A 1,453-nucleotide genomic window follows, 5' to 3' on the forward strand; every position below is an offset into this window, starting at 1 on the left:
TCGCAAAAACTTATTTTCCTGCGATAGATCAGGCTTTACCCGTTGAGAATGTCAATCTCATTGGGTCAGGAGGCCTCTACTCCACGGCCGAAGAATTAAGTAAGTTCGCTGAAGTATTAATCGGAAATCGAACGGATATTTTATCTGAGAAGTCAGCAAAGGCTATGCAAAGTCATGAGTATAGAAAGGGAGTGTGGGTTTCTGAAGAGACAAACAGCATTAATTATGGTCTTGGTTGGGATGCCGTTCGTTTAGCACCGTTTAGTGATTACGGAATAACCGCTTTATCCAAAGGTGGAGATACGCAACTGTATCACGCTGTTTTGACTACCCTACCCGAACATGATATTTCTATAGCTGTACTTTCATCGGGAGGGAAATCTATCTACAATGGTATTTTTGCATCCAATGTTTTATTGGAATATATAAGAGTCAAAGGCATCATTAAAGAGCTCCTGCCTGACAAAACATTTGAACCTCCATTGAAAGTGGATATGCCGTCGGATTTGCTTGCTTACTCTGGATTATACGGTAACGTAGGTAAAACGGTAAATCTGGAGTTCAAGAACGGAGAGATTGATTTACCCGCTCTAAGCGGATCGATACCGCCTCAAAAATATGTATATATAGGCAAAGGACAATTCAAAAACAACGATGGGAATGTAACCATAAGCTTTGACCAACCGAAGAATGGAAAAACCTATTTAAAACTTAGCAATTATTTGAATTTTCCGGGATTAGGTCAAACGGTTATGGTAACGTATGAGTATCAAAAGTTAGATTCCAATCCTCTAAATCAGTCAACTCAAACGGTATGGGAACAAAGAAATGGAAAAAATTACTACGCTTTGGATGAAAAGATAACTTCATTCAAGTATATGATTAAGGCGTCTTTGGCCTTAAATTTATCCGTTGATGTCAACCATGGATACGCATCCGGCACTCAAATTGTTGATAAGAATAAAGCAGTAAATGTATTTGATATTCCTATTTTTAGCGGAAGAGATGCTTTTGATTTGAATTTCTATAACATGGACCATACAGAGCAATTAATGATCGATGGAGAATCCTATATAAGTGAAGATGGGATTCAATCCATTTATGAAGGGAACTCCTCGATTAGTACCATACCATCAAATGGTCAGGCTATATGGTATAAAATTGATGAAAAAGCAGCTAATAAAGTCATGACCGTTGAGGCTCCGGTAAGTGGGGGATTTGCCGTTTATGACGCAAAAGGAATCGTTGTGAACTTTTCAAAGGCAAGTCATAATCATTCGGTAGTACTACCTGAAGGTGGGATGATCGTTTTTGGTGGTAATCAGGGGGATGTATTTAAAATTAATTTGAAGAATAAATAGACTTGTAGCACATAAGAATCTTATCGAGAAGAGCCCGATCACCAAATGATCGGGCTCTTCTGATTAATCCCTAGACAACATGTTGTTTAGGG

The 1,453-nt window shown here is 38.5% G+C and carries 1 protein-coding gene; it reads left to right on the forward strand.

The window, feature by feature from the left end; translation table 11 throughout:
* Positions 1 to 1,361, forward strand: a 1,361-nt coding sequence (locus tag PGLA_RS26395; protein WP_068538198.1) for a serine hydrolase, incomplete at its 5' end; no start/stop codon positions are given.
* Between the last annotated feature and the right edge of the window lie 92 nt (positions 1,362 to 1,453).

The organism is Paenibacillus glacialis, from assembly GCF_001637205.1.
In the GTDB taxonomy this organism is placed as follows: domain Bacteria; phylum Bacillota; class Bacilli; order Paenibacillales; family Paenibacillaceae; genus Paenibacillus_AQ; species Paenibacillus_AQ glacialis.